Raw genomic sequence first — 23,196 nt, forward strand, 5'->3', positions numbered from 1 at the left:
TTCCAGATAGTAATGTGATTTAATTTTTCAATCTAATTACATTACCATCTGGCATATTACTCCTTACTAATCTTCAAAATCAAAATCAAAGTCATCTTTGTTAAAATTACTACTCTTTGTTTTTGATAGAAAATCGTAGGCTTCATTATTAGTCATTACACTTATATCTTTTATAGCTATATCAAAATCACTACTTGATGCTTTAATGATATGTTTAAAGCACTTAATCATATCTTCCATAGTCTCACGTTTATATAGGCTAGTTGCATAACTAAAATTAAATTTAATTTCTTCTGTTCCTTCAGACGCAGCTATTGTAATATCAAGCTTTTCCATCTTATTACTTAGGATGTATGGCTTAAAGGTTAAACCTTCTACTTCCATCTTAGCTTCTCCCACATTTTCTAGAACAAACATAACATCAAATAATGGGTTTCTGCTTAAATTTTTATATTTCTCTACTTTAGATGCCAGCTCTTCAAATTGATAATCTTGATTTTCATATGCTTTTAATGCTTTGTTCTTTACTGTCTTTAAATATTCCTTAAAACTTAGTTCACTATTTACATGGCTTCTTATTGCTAATGTGTTTACAAATACACCTATTAAGTTTTCTAAATCCACATGGTTTCTTCCTGCTATTGGGCTTCCAACCACTATATCTTCCTGCTCACTGTATTTTGATAATAATATATTTATATTTGCTAATAACACCATGTACATAGTAGTTTCAGTTTTTTTGGCTATATTTCTTAAGCTTTCAGTTGTTTCTTTATCTAAAACAAAGCTTATACTGTCACCTTTAAAATCCTTAGTCTTTGGCCTTGCATAGTCTGTAGGCAGCTTCAATACTGGTATTTCTCGGCTAAACTCTTGCAACCAATATTCCTCCTGCCTTTTATACTCCTCGCTTGCCTTTTTATTTAACTGCCATGCAGAATAATCCTTATATTGTACTTTTAATTCTCCTAAGTCTTTTCCGCTATATAACTGACTAATTTCTTCTGTTAATATGGACATTGAAACTCCATCTGATACTATGTGATGCATATCAAAAAGCATAATATATCTTTCTTCTTCTAACTTTATAACTGCTGCTCGTAATAATGGTGCAGTACCTAAGTCAAATGGTCTTATAAATTCCTTTATTTTTTCTTGTATTTCTTCTTCAGTGCTTACCTCTATTTTTTCTATTTCAAATTGTATTTCACTGGCCTTATTTACCATTTGTACTATCTTATTATCCACAGTATAGAAGCTTGTCCTTAATGTTTCATGTCTTTCTATTAACTTTATAAATGTTTCCTGCATTCTTTCTATTTCAAATTTACCCAATACTTCCAAACTTCCAGGCACATTATATGCAGTGCTATCCTTATCAAGTTCTTGAAGCATATACATTCTCTTTTGAGCCGATGAAGCTTCATAGCATTCTTGTTCTTCTACCCTTTCTATTGCTTCATATTCTTTTTTGTTACTAGCTTCTATATATTCACTTAATCCCTTTATGCTTCCCCTTGTGAATATTTCTTTTAGCGGTACTTCTATATTTAAATTCTTATAAATTCTTCCTATTAGTGTTGTTGCTTTTAAGGAATGTCCTCCTATTTCAAAGAAGTTATCATTTATACCTATATCGCACACACCTAATACATCTTCCCATATTTCCACCAATTGTTTTTCCAATTCGTTTCTTGGAGCTTCATATTTTACTCCAGTATTAATTTTTCCATCTGGCTCTGGTAATGCCTTTCTGTCCACTTTTCCATTTGGTGTTAACGGCATGCTCTCTAATTTTATAAAGTATGCTGGAATCATATAGTCTGGTAAGGATTTTTTAAGTTCCTCTCTTACCTCACTTATATTGTATTCTTTTTCACCTACATAGTACGCACATAGGTATTTGTTTTCTTCCTTTTCTCTTGCTAAAACTACTGCCTCTTTTATCTGCTCTAGTTTCAATAAATTATTTTCTATTTCTCCAAGCTCTATTCTAAAGCCTCTTATTTTAACTTGATGGTCTATTCTTCCTAAGTATTCTATATTGCCATTAGGAAGCCATCTTGCCAAATCTCCTGTTCTGTACATTCTTTGTCCTGATTCATATGGATTCGCTGCAAATTTTTCTTTGGTCAATTCTTCATTATTTATATATCCCCTTGCTAGTCCATCTCCACTTACACATAATTCTCCTGCTACCCCTATAGGCAATAATTTATTATTTTCATCAACTATATATATTCTTACGTTATCTATTGGTCTTCCTATTGGTATATTTCTATATTCTTTATCTATTCTAAAACTTGTTGTAACTACTGCATTTTCTGTAGGTCCATAGTTATTTATTAAATCATATGTCTGTTCCTTATATACTTTAAGTCTATCTGCTCCCGTTAACAATTTTCTAAGTGAGTGGTTTTTTTGCTGTATAAATTGTTCAAAAATTTGTGTAGGTAAAAAGCTTATGGTTATTTTATTCTTTTCATAATAGTCATTTAAAAGTTCTATATTTAGCCTTATTGAATCATATATTACATGTATTGCTGCTCCAGCTATAATGTACGGGAATATCTCCCATACTGATGCATCAAATCCTACTCCTGCATATTTTGTAACTCTATCTTCTTCAGTAACTTCGTAATATCTATTGTGCCACAAGGATAAATTTACAAGTCCTTTATGTTCCATCATAACTCCCTTAGGCTTTCCAGTTGTCCCTGATGTATATATTACATATGCTAAATTATTTGCTTTAGAGGTTTTACCTAAGTTGGACTTACTTTCCTTATATAACTCTTCATTATCTAAATCATATATTTCTCTTTTATGCCCAGTTATTTTCTCTTTAAGTTTACCCTTTGTTAATACTATATTTGTTTTGCTATTTTCCAGCATATATTCTATTCTATCTTCTGGGTATTCTGGATCTATTGGCAGATATGCTCCTCCTGCTTTCAAGATTGCAATTATTCCTACTATCATATCAATAGAATTTTGTACCATTATTCCTACTGTATCATCTTGACATATACCTTTTTGTGCTATAACTCTTGCTAAAGAATTTGCTTTTTCATTTAACTCTTTATAAGTTAATTTTTCATCTTTAAATACAACTGCTGTATTCTTTGGAGTCCTTTCTACCTGCTCTTCAAATAACTCAGTTATTGTTTTGTCTTTTGAATATTCTACACTGGTATCATTAAATTCTACTAATAATTTACGTTTTTCTTCTTCACTCACTATTTCTATATCTTTAAGCTTAACCTCTATATTCCTTACCGTTACTTTTACTATATTTAAGAAATGATTAATCATTCTTTCAATAGTCTCTTCCTTGTATATACTAGTTGCATAACTTAGCCTAAAATAGATTTCCTCTTTTCCCTCAACTGCCATCATTGTCATATCAAATTTTTCTATATCGTCATTTATATCATAAGGCTTAAAGGTTAAATCTTTTATTTTTATTTTAGCTTCTTCCATATTTTGAAGTACAAATACGATATCAAACAATGGATTTCTACTTAAATCCCTATCTACATCTATTTTGTCCACTAATTCTTCAAACTGATAATCTTGATTTTCAAAAGCCTTTAACGCTTTACTTTTTACTGTTTTTAAGTATTGCTTAAAGCTTGCTTCTGCATTTACACTAATTCTTATTGCTAACGTATTTACAAACATACCTATTACATTTTCTAAATCCACATGGTTTCTTCCAGCTATTGGACTTCCAATTATTATGTCTTCCTGTCCACTGTATTTTGATAATAGTATATTTATATTGGCCATTAGCACCATGTACATAGTACTTCCCGTTTCTTTGGCTATCTCTCTTAATCTTTCAGTGGTTTCTTTATCCAACACAAAATTTATGCTGCTGCCGTTAAATTCTTTAACCTTTGGTCTTTTATAATCCGCAGGTAAATTCAATACTGGTATCTCTCCACTAAATTCTCCCAACCAATATTCTTCCTGCTTTTTAAAGTCCTCACTTTCTCTTTTCTTTAACTGCCATGCAGAATAATCCTTATACTGTACCTTTAATTCTCCTAAATCCTTTCCTGCATATAAATCGCTAAATTCTCTTGTTAGTATGGACATTGAAACTCCATCCGATACTATATGATGCATATCAAAGAACATAACATGCCTTTTTTCTTCTAATTTTATAATTCCTGCCCTTAATAGCGGTACCTTATCTAATTCAAAAGGCCTTATGAACTTTTGGAACTTTTTCTCTACTTCTTCTTCACTTTTTACTTCTATTTGCTCAATTTCAAAATTCGTTTCATCAATTTTATTAATTTTTTGTACTATCTTATCACCTTTAGAGTAAAAGCTTGTCCTTAATGTTTCATGTCTTTCTATTAATTTTATAAACGCTTCCTGCATTCTTTTTATATCAAAATCACCTAATATCTCTAAAGTTCCAGGCATATTATATGCTGTACTGTTCTGATCAAGCTCTTGGAGCATATACATCCTTTTTTGTGCTGCTGATGCTTCATAGTATTCCTTTTCTTCTACTTTTTCTATTGCCTCATATTCTTTTCTACTAACAGAATCTATATATTCACTAAGAACTTTTATATTTCCCTTACTAAATATCTCCTTTAGTGGTACTTCTACATTCAATACTTTGTAAATTCTTCCTATTAGTGTTGTTGCCTTTAGGGAATGTCCTCCTAATTCAAAGAAGTCATCATTTATTCCTATATCTTGTACTCCTAATACGTCTTCCCATATTTGTACAAGTTTTTGTTCTATCTCATTTCTTGGGGCCTCATATTCTGCTCCTGTATCAATTTTACCTTGTGGCTCTGGTAGTGCTTTTCTATTTATTTTTCCGTTTAATGTTAATGGCATACTTTCTAGTTTTATAAAGTATGCTGGCACCATGTAGTCTGGCATAGATTTTTTTAATTCTTCCCTAAACTCTCCTACACTGTACTCTTTTTCTCCAACATAATATGCACATAGATATTTATTTACTGCCCCGTCACTTGCTAAAACTATTGTTTCTTTTATTCCTTCTAGTTTTAATATATTACTCTCTATTTCTCCAAGCTCTATTCTAAAACCACGTATCTTAACTTGATGGTCTATTCTTCCTAGATACTCTATGTTCCCATCTGGAAGCCACCTTGCTAAATCTCCTGTTCTATACATTTTTTCTCCTGGCTCATATGGATTCTGTGCAAATTTTTCATTAGTTAACTTTTCGTTATTTAAGTATCCTCTAGCTACTCCGCAGCCACTTATACATAACTCTCCTGCTACTCCTATTGGGAGCATTTTATTATTCTTATCAACTATATATATTTTTGTATTATCAATAGGTTTTCCTATTGGTATCATTTCTTCTTTTTCCCTGCATTCGTAGTAGGTTACATCTACTGAAGCTTCTGTTGGTCCGTATAAATTTATTAGCCTTGTGTTATTTACTCTTCCTATTTCTTCGTTAAATATGTTGGCTTGTTCTACTTTTAACGCTTCTCCACTTGTAAATACCTTCTCTAGGCTTTCTATATCTTTCACTTTATCTTCTGATATTACATAGTCCATAAAAACATTCAGCATTGATGGAACAAAGTGAAGAACTGTAACCTTTCCTTCTTTTATACTCTTTGTTATTTCTCTTGGATCTTTTTCTCCTCCTGGTACTAGCATCCTAACCTGAGCTCCAACAAATGACCACCACAATATTTCCCATACTGATACATCAAATGTATATGTTGTCTTTTGTAATATTACATCTTTGCTGCTTATGTTATATTTTTTCTGCATCCAATTAATTCTATTTACTATACCTTTATGCTCTATCATAACTCCCTTAGGTTTTCCTGTGGTTCCTGATGTATATATTACATATGCTAAATTATTTGCACTAGAAGTTTTTCCTAAGTTAGCATTACTTTCTTTGTATATTTCTTCATCATTTAAACTGCATACTTCTATGTTATTTTTATTTATTCTGTCTTTAAACTTGTTTTGTACTAATACTAGCTTTGTTTCACTGTTTTCTAGCATATATTCTATTCTGTCATCTGGATATTCTGGGTCTATTGGCATATATGCTCCCCCTGCCTTTAAAATACCCATTATTCCTACTATCATTTCTAAGGAACGCTTCACCATTATCCCTACTACAGCTTCCGCGCCTACGCCTTTTTTCCTTAAGGTTCTTCCTAATGAATTAGCTCTTTCATTTAGCTCTTTGTAAGTTAGACTTTGATTTTCATATACTACTGCAATGTTGTCTGGAGTCTTTTCCACCTGCATTTCAAAGAGTTCACTTACTACCTTACCTTCTGGATATTCTCCTTCCGTATCATTGAACTTTTCTAGTATACTGCGTTCTTCTTCGCTTAATATTTCTATATCCTTAATCTTAATTTCTTCGTCTTTTATAATCTGACTTACTAAATTTTCAAAATGATCTTTAATTTTTAATACATTATCCTTTGAATATACTGCCTCATTAAAATTAAATTTAATTGAAATAGTATCCTGATATATCACTAATAAATTAAAATTGTAATTAGTCTGTTCTTGTGCCTCAACATCGACTATTTTCAAATCATTTTTAGCTAATATTTCATTATTGATGCCATCGCTATCAACTGGATAATTTTCAAATACCATTATATTATTTACTAGCTTCTCTTTGACGTCACTTAACCCTTGTATATCTGCTAGAGGATAAAAATCCCATTGGCTGCTTTCTGCAAATGACTTATTTATATTAGTTAAAAGCTCCTTAAAGGTCATATTATTTTCTGTTTTAACTCTTAAAGGCACAGTATTTATAAATAGTCCTAGCATACTTTCTATACCTTTAACCTCTGGATTTCTTCCTGATACAACATATCCAAATACAGAATCATTACTATTGTTATATTTTTGGAGCAGTAGTGCCCATACACTTTGCATTATTGTATTAATTGTAACTTTATTTTCTCTAGCTATTACTTCTAGTTTCTTTGTCATATATCTTTTTATTTCAAAAGCAACTTCACTCTTTTTATATTCTTTACTATTTTCTTTATTTTCAAATGGTACTATTGCCGCTTCATCATAATCTGCTAAATAATTTGTCCAATAATCTTTCGCTGCTTCCCTATCTTTATTATTAAGCCATTCTATATACTCTGAGTATGGTACTGCTTCTTCTAATTTTGCTTTATATCCAAACTTTAATTCGTTATATATCTTAAATAATTCAAGCATTATTATATTAAGGCACCAGCCATCCATTATAATATGATGATTATTAAGTATTAGATTATATACCTCCTCTTCTGTTTTAATTATTGTCAATTTTATAAGAACATCTTTGTTTAAATCAAAACCTCTTTCTTTATCATTGCCTACTGTTCTACTGATATAGTCTTTCTTATTAAATTCTTTACCACTTATATCTAAATATCTGATATCTGCTTTTCTTTTATAAAATACAATTTGCATATCCCTATTAAAGTTTTCATAATCAAAAACAGTCCTTAAAATATCATGTCTCTCTAACAATCTATTAAAACTTTCATTTAATAAACTAATATCTAATTGTCCTTTTATCTTTATTACTAATTCTTCATTATAAGCTTCTGACTTATTATCAGCTAGAGCATGATATAACATTCCTTCTTGCATTGGCGTTAATAGGTATATATTTTTGATATTATCTATATCTTTTAAATACGGTTTTAATTGCTGTAAAGTTATATTTTCCTTTGTTACATCTGCTGCTGTTTTTTCTGATTTATCCTTATTCATACAATGCTCAATAATTGTTATAAGGTTATTTCTATATTCCTGAATTAATTTCTTTATTGTTTCATCTTTATATTCCTTATCACTGTACCTTATATCTATATTTAACTTTTTATCTATGAGTATTCCTGAAAAATCTAATGAGTATAATCCCTTATTATTCAAACCTATTGAATTTCCACTGCTTAAAGGCGACATATTAAAGATATCATTATTTATATCTTCATCAAACTGTCCAAGATAATTAAAGCTTATTTCTGGTTTTAACCTAAATTCCATCTTATCCTTAGAAAGATATTTGATTATGCCATAGCCAATTCCCTTACTAGGTACTCTTCTTAAAGAATCCTTTATATTCTTTATTGTAGTTCCTAAATCATCGTTATTACTATTCAATACTACTGGATACTGCGAAGTAAACCAACCCACTGTTCTTGTTATATCCACATTTTTTATAATTTCTTCTCTACCATGTCCCTCCAAATTAACTAGAGTATTTTCACTTCCTGTCCATTTACTTATTGTTAATCCTAGAGCTGTTAAAAGTATGTCATTAATTTCTGTATTATAAGCCTTGTTTACATTCTTTAATAAACTTTCTGTTTGCTGCTGTGTAAGCTTAAATCCTATACTTCTTAAATATGCCATTTTGGTTACAGCTGCTTCTTTATCTTTAGGAAGTTTCTTTATGTCACATTTATCTATGCCATTCCAATATTCTAATTGTTTTCTTATACTGTAGCTGTCAGCATATTTCTTCTGCTCTACTGCCCACTCTTTAAAGGATGTTGTTTTATCTTGAAGTATTATATCTTCTCCGTTTTTAGCCATTTCATATGCCTTTGATAAATCTTCAAACAATATTCTCCATGAAACTCCGTCTATAACTAAATGGTGTATTGCTATTAGTAAATGATCTCCTTTATGGGTTTTAAATAAACCTAATTTAACAAGAGGCCCTTCCTCTAAATTAATACTATCTTGAATTTGGTTACACTTTTCTGTTATTTCTTCTTCATTTAAACCTTCATATACATTTAAATCGTATAACTTTTCACTTGTCCCTCTATTAATTTGATGTATTTCACCATTTTCATTTTTATACACCATTCTTAAGGCATCGTGGTGAATTATTATGGCTTTAAATACCTTTTCTAATATTTCTTTTTCAAATCCATCTTTACTAAATAGCATTACTGCTTGATTCCAATGCTGCTTTTCCTCAAAATTCCTTTCAAAGAATCGTTTTTGTATCGGTGTTAATTCTACTTCTCCAACTACTTCATCTTGGCTTATTGTTAAAGCATTCTTCTTAACTAACTTACTTAACACCTTTATATTTGAATTGCTGAATATATCCTTAACTTCAAAGTAATATCCCTTTGCTTTAGCCCTTGATATTACTTGTATTGATTTTATAGAATCTCCACCTAAACTAAAGAAATCATCATTTATTCCTATTTCATCGATATCTAATACATCCTGCCATATTTCTACTAATTGTTTTTCTACTTCATTTCTTGGTGCTTCATATTTTGCTCCTGTATTAATTTTCCCCTGTGGCTCTGGCAATGCCTCTCTGTCTACTTTTCCGTTTGGTGTTAACGGCATACTTTCTAGTTTTATAAAATATGATGGGAGCATATAGTCTGGTATGGATTTCTTAAGTTCTTCTCTTAATTCTCCTACACTATATTCTTTTTCACCTATGTAATATGCACATAGATAATTGTTTCCTGCTTTTTCTCTTGCTAAAACTACAACCTCTTTTATTCCTTCTATTTTTAATAAATTACTTTCTATTTCACCAAGTTCTATTCTGAAACCACGTATTTTAACCTGATGGTCTATTCTTCCTAAATACTCTATATTCCCATCTGAAAGCCATCTTGCTAAATCCCCTGTCCTATACATCTTTTGCCCTTGGTCATACGGATTTGCCGCAAACTTTTCTTCTGTCAATTCTTTATTGTTTAGATATCCCCTTGCAAGTCCATCTCCACCTATACATAGTTCTCCTACTACTCCCATTGGGACTAACTTAGCATTTTTATCAACTATATACATTTTGGCGTTATCAATAGGTTTTCCTATAGGTATATTATCAGATATATCCTTCAATGAATATTTAGTTGAATATACAGTAGCTTCTGTTGGACCATATAGATTTTCTATCCTTGTACTCTTAATTAAATCTTCAAAAACTTTAGTATTTTCAATTCTTAATGCTTCTCCAGCTGTTAAAATATATTTTAGGCTTTCTATATTTCCTGTATTATTATCCAGTTCGTTTAAAAACAAATTAAACATACTTGAAGTAAAATTAATATGACTTATAGAGTTATCTATTATGGATTTTAATATATATTTAGCATCTTTTTCATATCCATTATTAAGTACTATTAATTTCCCTCCACCTATAAACCAGCCAAATATCTCACTTGCAGAAACATCGAATACATAATTTGTTTTTTGTAAGTATGCGCCTTCTTTATCCATAGGATAATTTTTCTGCAAGAACATTAATGTATTTATTACACTGCTGTGATTTATCATAACCCCCTTAGGCTTTCCAGTTGTTCCTGATGTATATATTACATATGCTAAATTTTCCGCACCAGCAGTTTTACCTAGGTTAGCATTACTTTCTTTGTATAATTCTTCATAATTTAACCTGCATACTTCTACGTTATTTTTATTTATTCTGTCTTTAAACTTGTTTTGTACTAATACTAGCTTTGTTTCACTATTTTCTAGCATATATTCTATTCTGTCATCTGGATATTCTGGGTCTATTGGCATATATGCTCCCCCTGCCTTTAAAATACCCATTATTCCCACTATCATTTCAAAGGAACGCTGCACCATTATTCCTACTATGCTTTCTGCTCCTATACCTTTTTTCTTTAATACTCTTGCCAAAGAATTAGCTCTTTCATTAAGCTCTTTATAAGTTAGACTCTGGTTTTCATATACCACTGCAATGTTGTCTGGAGTCTTCTCTACTCCTTCTTCAAATAATTCATTTATTGTTTTCTCTATTGGATAAGCTGCCTTTGTGTCATTAAATTCTATAAGTAATTTATGCTTTTCTTCTTCATCTATTAATTCTATGTCTTTAATCTTAGTTTCCGCATTCTGTCCTATTTCTTCTATTATGTTTAATAGATGCTTTTTCATTCTTTCAATGGTTTCATGTTTATAAAGGCTAGTTGCATAACTTAAATTAAAGTAGACCTCTTCTTCTTTTTCCTCTGCTGTTATTGTTATATCAAACTTTTCTACATTGTCATTTGTATCATACGTCCTAAAGCTTAAGTCATTTATTTCTACCTTGGCCTCTTCCATATTCTGAAGTACAAACATAACATCAAATAATGGATTTCTTCCTAAATCCCTATCTATATCTATTTTGTCCACAATTTCTTCAAACTGATAATCTTGATTTTCATATGCCTTTATTGCTTTGTTTCTTACAGTTTTTAAATAATCTCTAAAACTCAACTCATCCTTTAACTTACTTCTTATTGCTAAAGTATTTACGAACATACCTATTAAGTTTTCTAGGTCTCCGTGATTTCTACCAGCTATTGGACTTCCAACTACTATATCTTTCTGTCCACTATATTTTGATAATAGTATATTTATATTTGCTAATAGTACCATGTACATAGTGCTTCCAGTTTCTTTAGCTATCTTTCTTAACTTTTCAGTTGTTTCCTTATCTAAAACAAAATTTATACTTCTGCCCCTAAAGTCTTTTACCCTCGGTCTTTTATAATCTGTAGGTAAGCTTAGTACTGGTACTTCATCACTAAATTCTTTTAACCAATATTGTTCCTGTTTTTTAAATTCTTCACTTTCTCTCTTCTTTAACTGCCATGCAGAATAATCCTTATATTGTACTTTTAATTCTCCTAAGCCTTTTCCGCTATATAACTTGCTAAATTCTCTTGTTAATATGGACATTGAAACTCCGTCTGATGCTATATGATGCATGTCAAAGAACATAATATGTCTTTCTTTTTCTAATTTTATAATCCCCACCCTTAATAATGGTGCTTTTTTTAAGTCAAATGGTCTTATAAATTCTTCGAATTTTTCTTTAACTTCTTCTTCATTTTTTATTTCTATTTTCTCTATTTCAAATTGTATTTCATTAGTTTTATTAATTCTTTGCACTATCTTATCAGCTTTAGTATAAAAGCTTGTCCTTAATGTTTCATGTCTTTCTATTAGGTTTATAAAAACATTCCTTATTTTTTCTATTTCAATTTCACCTAATATCTCTAAAGCTCTTGGCATATTGTATGCTGTACTGTCCTTATCAATCTCCTGAAGCATATACATTCTCTTTTGTGCTGATGATGCTTCATAGTATTCCTTTTCTTCTACTTTTTCTATTGCTTCATATTGCTTGCTGCTAATAGTTTCTATATATTCGCTGAGTCCCTTTATGTTTCCGTTACTGAAGATTTCCTTTAGCGGCACTTCTACATTTAATACCTTGAAAATCCTCCCTGTTAAAGTTGTTGCACTTAAAGAATGTCCGCCCAATTCAAAGAAGTTATCATTTATTCCTATATTAGTTACCCCTAATACGTTCTGCCATATCTCTACTAGCTTCTCTTCTAACTCATTTCTTGGTGCCTCGTACTCTGCTCCTGTGTTGATTTTTCCCTGTGGCTCTGGTAGTACTCTTCTATCCACTTTACCATTTGGTGTTAATGGCATGCTTTCTAGTTTTATAAAGTATGCTGGTACCATATAATCTGGTAGAGATTTTTTTAGTTCTTCTCTTAATTCACCTACGGTGTATTCTTTTTCTCCTACATAGTACGCACATAAGTACTTACTTCCTACTTCCCCTTTTGCTAAAACTACTGTTTCCTTTATTCCTTCTATTTTTAATAATCTATTTTCGATTTCTCCAAGCTCTATCCTAAAACCTCTTATTTTAACCTGATGATCTATTCTCCCTATATATTCCATATTCCCATCAGGCAATACTCTAACTAAATCTCCTGATCTATATATTTTCTCTTTTAGGTTATATGGATTCTTCACAAATCTTTCTGCTGTTAGCTTTTCGTTATTTAAATATCCTCTCGCTACACCATCTCCTCCAACACATAACTCTCCTGCAATGCCTATTGGCTGAATTTTTAAATCTTCATTCATTACATATGTAGTTAGCGTTGGAATCGGCTTTCCTATATTGCTTACTCCCTTTTCTATATCTTCACTTGTTATTTCTTTAAAGGTTACGTGAACTGTTGTCTCCGTTATTCCGTACATATTGATAATTTTTGTTTCTTCATATTTTTGTTTCCATTTACTTAGCTTTTGAGGATTTAAAGCTTCTCCTCCAAATACAATATATCTTAAATTTAACTTTCTCTCGTCACTATTTGCTTCTATGTTCATTAAATTATAAAATGCTGATGGTGTTTGATTTAATACTGTTACATTTTCTTTTTTCAGTAGCTCTAAATATTTCTCAGGGTCTTTAGCTACTATCTTAGGCACTACTATTAGTCTTCCACCGTAAAGTAAAGCTCCATACATCTCCCATACTGAAAAATCAAAGCAGTATGAATGGAACATTGTCCATATATCTTTGTTACTAAAATTAAATGGCATTTTATCATTAAACATAAGTCTAACCACATTGTTATGCTCTATCATAACACCTTTAGGTTTTCCCGTTGTTCCTGATGTGTATATTATATATGCTAAGCTATTTGAATCTGCGGTTTTACCTAGATTAGTACTGCTGTACTTATAAAACTCTTCATTATTTATGTCACATATTTTTATATTTTTATTTTTTATTTTATCTTTAAATTTATCTTGAGTTAACACTATTGTTGCTTTACTATTTTCAAGGGTATATTCTATTCTGTCCTCTGGATAGTCTGGGTCTATTGGCATATATGCTCCTCCTGCCTTCAAAATACCCATTATTCCTACTATCATGTTGAGAGATTTCTCTACAAGCATTCCTACGATGACATCTTTACCTACTCCCTTTTCTCTTAAGGCCCTTGCTAAAGAGTTCGCCCTTTCATTTAGCTCTTTATAGCTCATCTTTTTATTTTCATATACAACTGCAATATCATCCGGTGTCTTTTCTGCATGCTTCTCAAATAATTCATTTATCGTTTTATTCCTTGGATAATCTGCCTTTGTATCATTAAGCTCTACTAATAATCTGTGCTTTTCTTCTTCATTTATTATTTCTATATCTTTAACTAGCACTTCTTCATTTTCTATAATTTGTTTTACTAAATTTTCAAAATGCTCTTTGATTTTTATTACATTATTCTCTGAATATAACGATTCATTAAAATTAAATTTTATTGAAATATTATCTTGATAAGATACTATCACGTTAAAATTATAATTAGTTTGTTCTTCCGATTTGAAACCAATTATTTGTAAATCATTCTTAGTTAAAATTTCATTATTTATACCTTCACTATCAACCGGATAATTTTCAAATATCATTATATTGTTTATCAATTTTTCGCCGATTTCACTTAGCGCTTGTATATCTGCTAAAGGATAGAAGTCGTATTTGCTACTCTCTATAAATGATTTGTTTACATTAGCTAACAGTTCCTTAAAATTCATATCTTCCTTTGTTTTAACTCTTAAAGGCACAGTATTTATAAATAGACCAAGCATATTTTCTATACCTTTAACTTCAGGATTTCTCCCCGATACTACATATCCAAATACAGAATCACTGCTGTTATTATATTTTTGAAGCAATAGCGACCATATACTCTGCAATATTGTATTAATTGTAACCTTATTATTTCTAGCTATTGTTTGAAGCTTTTTCGTTAGATCTTCTTCTATTATAAAATCAACTTGATTATCCTTATATTCACCTTTAACTTTATTATTTTTAAATGGTAATAGTGTTGCTTCATTATAATCTAAAAGATAGTTTTTCCAATATTCTTTTGCTGCTTTCTCATCTCTATTATTAAGCCATTCTATATACTCTGAATATGGCACTACATCTTTGAGAGCTGCTTTATAGCCGTATTTTAACTCATTATATACCTTAAATAATTCCATCATTATTATATTTAAACACCAACCATCCATTATAATATGATGATTGTTAAGTATTAAGCTATATGTGTTTCTTTCAATTTTAACTATTATTAATTTTATAAGCGCATCTTTACTTAAGTTAAAACCCTTTTTTCTATTCTCGCTCATTATGTTTTTAATATAAAGCTCTTTATCAAATTTTTCTTTGCTTACATCCTTATACTCAACATAACTTGTTCTCTCTCTAAATACAATTTGCATATTCTTATTAAAATTTTCGTAGTCAAAAGTGGTTCTTAATACATCATGCCTTTGTACTAACCTATTGAAACTCTGCTTTAATAACTCTATATCTAAGTGTCCCTTTATTTTTATTGCTAATTGTTCATTATATAGTTCCGGCTTATCGTCAGCAAGTGTATGATATAGCATTCCTTCTTGCATTGGTGTCAAAGGATATATATTTTTGATGTTGTCTATATCTTTTAAATATGGACTCAACTCCTGCAAGCTTATATTTTCTTTTGTTATATCTGCTGCTGTTTTTTCCGGTTTATCCTTACCCATGCAATGTTTAATAATTTTCGTAAGATTATCTTTATAATCATTAATTAATGCTTTAATTGTTTCATCATTATACTCCTCAGCGTTATACCTTAAGTTTAAATTCATATTTTTATCTATAAGTATTGCTGAAAAGTCTAATAAATATAAGCTTTTATTATTTAAACCAATTGAATTTCCGCTACTTAACGATGATACCTTAAAAATATTATTATTTATATCTTCATCAAATTGTCCCAAATAGTTAAAGCATATTTCTGGTTTCAACTTATCATTAATTGGGTTATTAGAAAGATATTTAATTATGCCATATTCAATTCCTTTATTAGGTATCCTTCTTAAAGAATCTTTTGTATTCTTTATCATCATTCCTAATTCTTCATTACTACTGCTTAAAACTATTGGATATTGCGAAGTAAACCATCCTATTGTTCTTGTTATATCCACATTTTTTACAATCTCTTCTCTACCATGAGATTCCAAGTTGACTAATATATTTTCACTTGCTGTCCATTTACTTATTGTTAATGCCAAAGCTGTTAATAGCAAATCCTCTATTTCTGTGTTATATGCCTTATTTACATGTTTTAATAATTTCTCCGTTTCATCTTTTGTAAGGTTAAATCCTACACTTCTTAAATCTTTAATCCTAGCTACAACTACCTCTTTGTCCTTTGGAAGTTTCCTTACGTCACACTTATCTATATAGCTCCAGTACTCTAGCTGTTTTTTCATATTGCAACTTGCAGCCTGTTTACTCTGTTCATTTGCCCACTCTTTAAAGGATGTAGTTTTCTCTTGAAGTAGTATATCTTCTCCATTTTTAGCCATTTCATATGCCTTTGATAAATCTTCAAATAATATTCTCCATGAAACTCCATCTATAACTAAATGGTGTATTGCTATTAGTAAATGATCTCCTTTATGGGTTTTAAATAAGCCTAATTTAACAAGAGGTCCCTCCTCTAAATTAATACTATCTTGAATTTGGTTACACTTTTCCGTTATTTCTTCTTCATTTAAACCCTCATATACATTTAAGTCGTATAACTTTTCACTTGTCCCTCTATTAATTTGATGTACTTCACCATTTTCGTTCTTATAAACCATTCTCAATGCATCGTGGTGAATAACTATAGCTTCAAATGCTTTTTCTAATGCTTCTTTTTCAAACCCATCTTTACTAAACAGCATTACTGATTGATTCCAATGATGTTCTTCTTCAAAATTCATTTCAAAGAACCATTTTTGTATAGGCGTTAATCCTACTTCTCCAACCACTTCATCTTGGCTTATTGTTACAGCATTTTTCTTTACGCACTTACTTAAAGCTTTTATATTTGAATTGTTGAATACATCCTTAACCTCAAAATAATATCCTTCTGCTTTAGCTCTTGATATTACCTGTATTGATTTTATGGAATCTCCACCTAAACTGAAAAAGTCATCGTTTATTCCTATATTATGTATACCCAATACCCTTTCCCATATTTGTACAAGTTTTTTTTCTATTTCATTTCTTGGAGCCTCATATTTTGCTCCTGTATCAATTTTACCTTGTGGCTCTGGTAGTGCCTTTCTATTTATTTTTCCGTTTAATGTTAATGGCATACTTTCTAGTTTTATAAAGTATGCTGGCACCATGTAGTCTGGCATAGATTTTTTTAATTCTTCCCTAAACTCTCCTACACTGTACTCTTTTTCTCCAACATAATATGCACATAGATATTTATTTACTGCCCCGTCTCTTGCTAAAACTATTGTTTCTTTTATTCCTTCTAGTTTTAATATATTACTCTCTATTTCTCCAAGCTCTATTCTAAAACCACGTATCTTAACTTGATGGTCTATTCTTCCTAAATACTCTATGTTCCCATCTGGAAGCCACCTTGCTAAATCTCCTGTCCTATACATTTTTTCTCCCGGCTCATATGGATTCTGTGCAAATTTTTTATTAGTTAACTTTTCGTTATTTAAGTATCCTCTAGCTACTCCGCAGCCACTTATACACAACTCTCCTGCTACTCCTATTGGGAGCATTTTATTATTCTTATCAACTATATATATTTTTGTATTATCAATAGGTTTTCCTATTGGTATCATTTCTTCTTTTTCCATACATTCGTAGTAGGTTACATCTACTGAAGCTTCTGTTGGTCCGTATAAATTTATTAGCCTTGTGTTATTTACTCTTCCTATTTCTTCATTAAATATGTTGGCTTGTTCTACTTTTAACGCTTCTCCACTCGTAAATACCTTCTCTAGGCTTTCTATATCTTCCACTTTATCTTCTGATATTACATAGTCCATAAAAACATTCAGCATTGATGGAACAAAGTGAAGAACTGTAACCTTTCCTTCTTTTATACTCTTTGTTATTTCTCTTGGATCTTTTTCTCCTCCTGGCACTAGCATCCTAACCTGAGCTCCAACAAATGACCACCACAATATTTCCCATACTGATACATCAAATGTATATGTTGTCTTTTGTAATATTACATCTTTGCTGCTTATGTTATATTTTTTCTGCATCCAATTAATTCTATTTACTATACCTTTATGCTCTATCATAACTCCCTTAGGTTTTCCTGTGGTTCCTGATGTATATATTACATATGCTAAATTATTTGCACTAGAAGTTTTTCCTAAGTTAGCATTACTTTCTTTGTATATTTCTTCATCATTTAAACTGCATACTTCTATGTTATTTTTATTTATTCTGTCTTTAAACTTGTTTTGTACTAATACTAGCTTTGTTTCACTGTTTTCTAGCATATATTCTATTCTGTCATCTGGATATTCTGGGTCTATTGGCATATATGCTCCCCCTGCCTTTAAAATACCCATTATTCCTACTATCATTTCTAAGGAACGCTTCACCATTATCCCTACTACAGCTTCCGCGCCTACGCCTTTTTTCCTTAAGGTTCTTCCTAATGAATTAGCTCTTTCATTTAGCTCTTTGTAAGTTAGACTTTGATTTTCATATACTACTGCAATGTTGTCTGGAGTCTTTTCCACCTGCATTTCAAAGAGTTCACTTACTACCTTACCTTCTGGATATTCTCCTTCCGTATCATTGAACTTTTCTAGTATACTGCGTTCTTCTTCGCTTAGTATTTCTATATCCTTAATCTTAATTTTTTCATTGCTTGTCGTTTCTTTTACTATATTTAAAAAATGACTTATCATTCTTTTGATAGTTTCATATTTATACAAGCTAGTTGCATAACTCAAATTAAAACGAATTTCCTCTTTGACTTCTCTTGCATCAATTGTAATATCAAATTTTTCTATGCTTCCAGTTAATTTATATGGCTTGAAAATACTATTTTCTATTTCTATTTTGTATTCTTCCATATTCTCCAAAATAAACATAACATCAAATAATGGATTTCTTCCCAAATCTCTATCTATATCTATTTTGTCTACAATTTCTTCAAATTGATAATCTTGATTTTCGTATGCTTTTAAAGCCTTATTTCTTACTATTTTTAAATAATCACTAAAGCTTAAATCATTATTTACAATACTTCTTATTGCCAAAGTATTTACGAACATACCTATTAAGTTTTCTAGGTCTGCGTGATTTCTACCAGCTATTGGACTTCCAACTACTATATCTTCTTGTCCGCTATATTTTGATAATAGTATATTTATATTTGCTAATAGTACCATGTACATAGTGCTTCCAGTTTCTTTAGCTATCTTTCTTAACTTTTCAGTTGTTTCCTTATATAAAACAAAATTTATACTTCTACCCTTGAAGTCTTTAACTTTTGGTCTTTTATAATCTGTAGGTAAGCTTAATACTGGTACTTCGTCACTAAATTCCTTTAACCAATATTGCCCCTGTTTTTTTAATTCTTCACTTTCATTCTTCTTTAACTGCCATGCAGAATAATCCTTATATTGTATCTTTAATTCTCCTAAATCCTTTTCTGCATATAAGCCGCTAATTTCCCTTGTTAGTATAGCTATTGAGACTCCGTCTGATACTATATGGTGCATATCAAAAAACATAATATGTCTTTCTTTTTCTAATTTTATAATTCCTACCCTTAATAATGGTGCTTTTTCTAAATCAAACGGTCTTATAAATTCTTCAAACTTTTCTTTAACTTCTTCTTCATTTTTTATTTCTATTTTCTCTATTTCAAATTGTATTTCATTAGCTTTATTAATTCTTTGCACTATCTTGCCATCTTTAGGGCAAAAGCTTGTCCTTAATGTCTCATGCCTATTTATTAACTTTATAAAGGCTTCCTGCATCCTATCTATTTCAAACATACCCTCTATCTCTAAAGCTCCAGGCATATTGTATACAGTATTGTCCTTATCAATCTCTTGAAGCATATATGTTCTCTTTTGGGCTGATGAAGCTTCATAATACTGTTTTTCATTTACTCTTTCTATTTCTTCATATTCTTTTTTACTAATAGCTTCTATATACTCACTTAATCCTTTAATATTCCCTTTTGTAAATATTTCTCTTATTGGTATTTCTACATTCAATTTTTTATAAATTCTGCCTATTAAAGTTGTTGCACTTAAAGAATGTCCTCCCAATTCAAAGAAGTTATCATTTATTCCTATATTAGTTACGCCTAATACGTCCTGCCATATCTCTACTAACTTCTCTTCTAACTCATTTCTTGGTGCTTCGTACTCTGATCCTGTGTTGATTTTTCCCTGTGGCTCTGGTAGTACTCTTCTATCCACTTTACCATTTGGTGTTAATGGCATGCTTTCTAGTTTTATAAAGTATGCTGGTACCATATAATCTGGTAGAGATTTTTTTAGTTCTTCTCTTAATTCACCTACGGTGTATTCTTTTTCTCCTACATAGTACGCACATAAGTACTTACTTCCTACTTCCCCTTTTGCTAAAACTACTGTTTCCTTTATTCCTTCTATTTTTAATAATCTATTTTCGATTTCTCCAAGCTCTATCCTAAAGCCTCTTATTTTAACCTGATGATCTATTCTCCCTAGATATTCCATATTACCATCAGGCAATACTCTAACTAAATCTCCTGATCTATATATTTTCTCTTTTGGGTTGTATGGATTCTTCACAAATCTTTCTTCCGTTAGCTTTTCGTTATTTAAATATCCTCTCGCTACACCCTCTCCTCCAACACATAACTCCCCTGCAATGCCTATTGGCTGAATTTTTAAATCTTCATTCATTACATATGTAGTTAGCGTTGGAATCGGCTTTCCTATATTGCTTACTCCCTTTTCCATATCTTCACTTGTTATTTCTTTAAAGGTTACGTGAACTGTTGTCTCCGTTATTCCGTACATATTGATAATCTTTGTTTCTTCATATTTTTGTTTCCATTTACTTAACTTTTGAGGATTTAAAGCTTCTCCTCCAAATACAATATATCTTAAATTTAACTTTCTCTCGTCACTGTTTGCTTCTATGTTCATTAAATTATAAAATGCTGATGGTGTTTGATTTAATACTGTTACCTTTTCTTTTTTCAGTAGCTCTAAATATTTCTCAGGGTCTTTAGCTACTATCTTAGGCACTACTATTAGTCTTCCACCGTAAAGTAAAGCTCCATACATTTCCCATACTGAAAAATCAAAGCAGTATGAATGGAACATTGTCCATATATCTTTGTTACTAAAATTAAATGGCATTTTATCATTAAACATAAGTCTAACTACATTGTTATGCTCTATCATAACACCCTTAGGTTTTCCCGTTGTTCCTGATGTGTATATTATATATGCTAAGCTATTTGAATCTGCGGTTTTACCTAGATTAGTATTGCTGTACTTATAAAACTCTTCATTATTTATGTCACATATTTTTATTTTTTTATTTTTTATTTTATCTTTAAATTTATCTTGAGTTAACACTATTGTTGCTTTACTATTTTCAAGGGTATATTCTATTCTGTCCTCTGGATATTCTGGGTCTATTGGCATATATGCTCCTCCTGCCTTCAAAATACCCATTATTCCTACTATCATGTTGACAGATCTCTCTACAAGCATTCCTACGATGACATCTTTACCTACTCCCTTTTCTCTTAAAGCCCTTGCTAAAGAGTTCGCCCTTTCATTTAGCTCTTTATAGCTCATCTTTTTATCTTCATATACAACTGCAATATCATCCGGTGTCTTTTCTGCATGCTTCTCAAATAATTCATTTATCGTTTTATTCCTTGGATAATCTGCCTTTGTATCATTAAACTCTACTAATAATCTGTGCTTTTCTCTGTCTGTAACTACATCTATATCATTAATATTTTTGTCACTATCTTTTATAATATTTTCAACTAAATGTTTTATATTAGTAACAACATTTTCTATTGGTATGAATTTTTCAAATGCATCAATGGCATAATCAAAATTAATTTCAACATCCTTATCCTCATCAAATTCTCGAATAAACACAGCTAAAGCATTTCTTTCATGCCTATGACTTAATGTTTTTATATCTGTTTTTGTTCCATTAAAAGCTGCTGCATAATTATGATTTTCATAAGATAAGGTTATATCAAACAATTTCTGATCTCTATCTTTAGAAATACTTGTATAAATTTCTCCAAAGGAGAGCTTTTGGTGTCTATAGCATGCCTTTAACTCCATCTTTATTTCATTCATTAATTCTAAAAAACTCTTTTCCTTTGATACTTCTATCTTTAAAGGTATAACATTGGCAAAATGACCTACTATTTGCTTATGACTAGCTTTTGTTCTATTTAATATAGGAACTCCAATTACTACCTCTTTTGAATTAGAAACTCTTGAAAAATATGTACCTAATACACCAAGGAAAAAATGAAATACAGAACATTTTTCCTTGGTGCAGTATTGCATTATTTGATTATATGTATTTCTCTTTATTGTTACACTTTCTCTATTACTAAATACCAGTTTATTATTTTTAATATTTCTAACAAATATATTTTCAGGAATGCATTCAAATTTATCTTTCCAAAATTCTCTATCCTTCAAATACTTATCCGATTCTCTATATGATTTATTATCTCTTATAAATTCCAAGTAAGAATGTTTTTCTATCTCATTTTTAGAATTATCTATTTCATTGTAATTACTAACTAATTCTCTAACTATAATTGAGTGTCCCCATCCATCTGATATTATGTGATGTACCCTAGAAAAATAAAAATATCTATTTTCATCTACTTTAATAAGTACAATTTCAAATAAATTATCATTACTATTGAAATCAAATGGTTTTAAAAATTCTTCTTGCATCCATTCTAATGAAAACTTTTCAGAATACTCTTTTGATGAAAAATCATAATATGGAACCTTATATTCTACCTTTTTCAATACTCTCTGAATTGGATTACCATCATGTTCCTCTATTCTAATTCTTAAACTATCATTATCTCCAATGAGTTTTTGTACAGCCTTTTGGAAACTTAAATAATTAATGTTACCCTTAATATCAACATAACCACCAATATTGTATATTGGCTTATTTTTATATAAACATTGTTCAGTCCATACATCCTTTTGATATGATGTTAAAGGATACTTTTCCACTTCTTGATTGTATAATTGCTCTTTTAACATTTTTTGCATACCCCCATTGTCTAATTTACACGATAATAATTTGATTATGACAAAACAGCTCCTAAACGTTTTCACTTTCTCCTAATTTTGACCTATTATTCTATTTTTTAATTAGTTATTACATGTTTACTATTATAGTATATAATGTCTATATAGTAAAGTTACTTGATTTTATTGAATTTATTTGAAATAAAATAGTGTAAATATTTTTACATATAC

1 protein-coding gene is annotated in these 23,196 nt (G+C 30.2%); it reads right to left on the reverse strand.

Annotated features, from left to right (window positions below):
* Positions 1 to 66 precede the first annotated feature (66 nt).
* Positions 67 to 22,977, reverse strand: a complete 22,911-nt coding sequence (locus tag CUEA01_RS03675) for a non-ribosomal peptide synthetase (RefSeq protein WP_234118338.1) — start codon at positions 22,975 to 22,977, stop codon at positions 67 to 69.
* Positions 22,978 to 23,196 lie beyond the last annotated feature (219 nt).

Source organism: Clostridium hydrogenum (assembly GCF_021432385.1).
Lineage (GTDB): Bacteria > Bacillota > Clostridia > Clostridiales > Clostridiaceae > Clostridium_S > Clostridium_S hydrogenum.

Coding starts and splice junctions, on each gene's coding strand:
- CUEA01_RS03675 (WP_234118338.1), bottom strand. CDS start 22,977: ATGTTAAAAGAGCAATTATACAATCAAGAAGTGGAAAAGTATCCTTTA.